3 protein-coding genes are annotated in these 3795 nt (G+C 34.9%); all 3 read left to right on the forward strand.

The features are described from left to right. Positions 1-83 precede the first annotated feature (83 nt). Positions 84-959 carry a hydroxymethylbilane synthase gene (gene hemC, locus JJE11_RS16285; protein WP_291637510.1) on the forward strand — a complete coding sequence of 292 codons (876 nt, stop codon included), beginning with the start codon at positions 84-86 and terminating at the stop codon, positions 957-959. A 249-nt stretch (positions 960-1208) separates the two neighbouring features. Then, entirely contained in the window at positions 1209-2666 is a 1458-nt protein-coding gene (cobA, locus tag JJE11_RS16290) for a uroporphyrinogen-III C-methyltransferase (protein ID WP_291637512.1), read from the forward strand. Between the two features lie 92 nt (positions 2667-2758). Then, positions 2759-3724, forward strand: coding sequence for a porphobilinogen synthase (hemB, locus tag JJE11_RS16295; RefSeq protein WP_291637513.1), 966 nt, complete (start codon positions 2759-2761; stop codon positions 3722-3724). The last annotated feature ends 71 nt before the right edge of the window (positions 3725-3795 follow it).

The following is a 3795-nucleotide window of genomic DNA, read 5'->3' on the forward strand; positions in this document are numbered from 1 at the left end:
AAGGTGATGAATATTTGCGCAAGTAATGGACACTTGCGAAGGTAATGAATAGCAACGCAAGTGATTTAAAGGAGGAATAAGTTTTGAAAGTTAATATAGGAACTAGGCGAAGTAAGCTTGCACAAGTGCAGGCGAATACTGTTATAGCAATGATTAAAGAAAAGTTTGATATTGATGGCGAAAAGGTACTTATTGAGACTAAGGGAGATAAAATATTAGATGTTTCTTTAGACAAAATAGGAGGAAAGGGACTTTTTGTAAAGGAAATAGAGCATGCCATGCTAGAGCAAAAAGTTGATATAGCAGTACATAGTATGAAAGATGTACCCTACGATGTGCCAGAGGAGTTCGAAATAGTGGCTATTCCAGTTAGAGAAGATGTTAGAGATGCATTTGTTGCCCTTAACAACATTAGCTTTTACGATTTACCTAAGGGGGCAAGAATAGGGACTAGCAGTATTAGACGTGGTACTCAGGTTAAGATATTAAGACCGGATGTAGAAATTGTACCTATAAGGGGTAATGTACAGACTAGACTATCAAAAATAGAAAAGGAAAATCTAGATGGAATAATACTCGCAGCGGCTGGTTTAAAAAGACTTGATATGGAAAATATAATTACTAATTATTTTGATCCGATGGATATGGTGCCAGCAATAGCCCAAGGTGCATTGGGTATTGAAATGGTTAAAAGCCATCCTCAAGTAGCTATACTTAAGAAATTAGATAACTATGAGGCTAGGATTTGTGTAGATGCAGAAAGAAGTTTCATGGCAACGCTTAATGGAGATTGTCACGATTGTATAGGAGCATATGCTTATCTTAAAGGTGAAACTATGCACATGATTGGAGTGTACAGAGTTAACGGAGAAATCGTTAAAAAACAACTTTCAGGAGATAAAAACAGATATATAGAGCTGGGTGATCTTCTAGCTAAAAAGATCTTAGACAATAATTAAGAATATCAAAATTAACATTTACACTTTACAATAAATAATGATTTGCACTTAGATATAGAATAATGTAAGTGTTAACGACATTTCAGAAGAAAGTCTCTTACTTGTACAAGCAGAAGGTACATACTATAACAAAGTGAAAACTTCAGAAGAAATATAAATCTCCTTTTGAAGTTGTTAATATTGCATCTTCAAAGAAGATGAACAGCTTTGTAGAAGATGATTTAACTGAAAAACAGAAGGGGGAAACTAATGGGAAAGGTTTATTTAATGGGAGTAGGTCCAGGAGAAGAGGAACTAATAACACTAAAAGCCATAAGAATGCTCGGAAAATGCACAGCGGTTATGTATGATAGATTAGCGAGTACTAGTGTACTTAAATACTTAAAAGCAGACTGTGAAATATTCTATTGTGGAAAAGAGCCGGGATGCCATTATAAAACTCAGGAAGAAATAAATGTAATGCTAGTAAAACTAGCAAATAAAGGGCATGTAGTTGGACGAATCAAGGGAGGAGATCCCTTTGTATTTGGACGCGGTGGTGAGGAAGCAATAGCTCTTATAGATGAAAATATTGAATTTGAAGTTATACCTGGAATAACATCACCAATAGCTGTTTTAAATTATGCTGGAATACCTATCACTCACAGAGGTATAGCTCAAAGCTTTCATGTATTCACTGCAATGAGCGCAGAAAAGCTTAATATTGATTGGGAAGCGGTAGCAAGACTTGGCGGAACTTTGGTTTTTATGATGGGTTTTAAAAATCTAGGAAAAATTGCAGAGAGTCTTATATTTAATGGGAAAAGTAAAAATACTTCTTGCGCAGTAATAATGAGAGGAACTACATCAAAACAGAGAAAGGTAGTAGGGACTTTAATAGATATTTTAGGAAAGGTACAAGAAGCAGAAATGTCATCTCCTTGCATTATTGTAGTGGGAGAGGTAGTTAAATTTAATGATCAATTTAATTGGTACGAGAAGAAACCATTATTCGGTAAAAATATTTGCATAACTCGTTCAAAAGCTCAATCAAAGGAACTCAGAGAAAGTTTAATAGATTTAGGAGCAGAAGTACTCGAGATAAATTCTATTGAATTTAAGAACACATCTTATAATTTAGATGCATACAGAGAAAAGCTTACTGGTTATGACTTTTTAACTTTAACCAGTGTAAATGGAGTAAATATACTTTTCGATTACCTAAGGGATATTGAATTTGATATTAGGCAGCTTAAAGCTAGAATTGCAGCTATAGGACCAGCTACTGCTGATGCACTTAAAGATAGAGGGATTATGCCTCAAATAGTGGCAGAACATTTTGTTGCTGAAAGTTTGTTTGAGGAAATGAAGACCTATGTAAAAGAGGGAGATAAAGTGCTAATACCGAGGTCAAAAGACGCAAGACCCTATTTGGTAGATGAATTAAGAAGCCTTGGATGCAACGTGGATGAAGTTTTCACATATGAAACACTATGTGGTAAATTAAGAGATGAAAATGAAATAAAAGATGTAGAACTTATAGTCTTTACTTCCCCATCTACTGTCAGAAATATGATTACGATGGTAGGTCTTGAAACTGTAAAGTCTAAAGCAGCACTCGCTATAGGGCCTATAACTGCAAAGGCACTTTTAGAGCAAGGTATTGAAGCTATAATATGTGATGAATATAGTGTAGAGGGTATTATTAGCGAACTTTTAAAAATGTAATTACAGTTTGGTGGAGTTAATAACATTTTAGAGCGTGTTTAATAACAACATGTGGATAAAATCATAATTTATTTAATTAGGAGTGGATAACTTTGTTCAAAAGAAATAGAAGGTTAAGAGAAACAAGTAATATAAGAGATTTAATTAGAGAAACTGTATTAACACCAGCGGACTTTATACTCCCTATTTTTGTAGTAGAGGGTGAAAATATTAAAGAAGAAATATCTTCTATGCCAGGAAATTATCATTTTTCACTTGATAGGCTTCATGAAATTATTGAAGAAGTTGAAGAAGTAGGTGTACGTGGAGTAATATTGTTTGGATTACCAGACCATAAAGATGAAGTTGGTTGTGGGGCCTTTGATAAAAATGGTATTGTTCAAAGAGCGGTTAAAAAGACAAGGGAGATATCAAAGGAATTACTTATAATAACAGACGTATGTATGTGCCAATATACTAGTCATGGACATTGTGGAATAGTGGAAGGCGCAAAAGTTGATAACGACAAGAGTTTAAAATACATAGCAGAAATAGCATTATCTCATGCGCGAGCTGGAGCAGACATGGTAGCACCTTCAGACATGATGGATGGACATGTAGATGCCATAAGAAAAATTTTGGATGTAAATGGATTTGAACATATATCAATAATGGCTTATAGTGCAAAATATTCCTCAGCATTTTATGGCCCATTCAGAGAAGCAGCTAACTCGGCACCTCAGTCTGGGGATAGAAAAACTTATCAAATGGATCCAGCAAATATCAGAGAAGCCATGAGAGAAATAGAATGTGATATTCAAGAAGGCGCAGATATTATAATGGTAAAACCAGCGCTATCATATCTAGATGTAGTAAGATGGGCTAGAGACAGATATGATGTACCAATAGCTGCATATAGTGTTAGTGGAGAATTTGCTATGGTAAAAGCAGCCGCTAAGATGGGTTTAATTGATGAAAAAGCTATAGCTATGGAAATGCATCTTTCAATGAAAAGAGCGGGAGCGGATATGATAATAACTTATTATTCAATTGATTTATGTAGATGGTTAAAGGGATAGTTGGGGAATAGTGATGGAAATAGTGAGGGACAGGTAACAACTATTTGAGCATTGATCCCAAAATAGTGGGG

Source organism: Clostridium sp., from assembly GCF_016650095.1.
In the GTDB taxonomy this organism is placed as follows: domain Bacteria; phylum Bacillota; class Clostridia; order Clostridiales; family Clostridiaceae; genus Clostridium_AD.

Coding starts and splice junctions, on each gene's coding strand:
- cobA (WP_291637512.1), top strand. CDS start 1,209: ATGGGAAAGGTTTATTTAATGGGAGTAGGTCCAGGAGAAGAGGAACTA.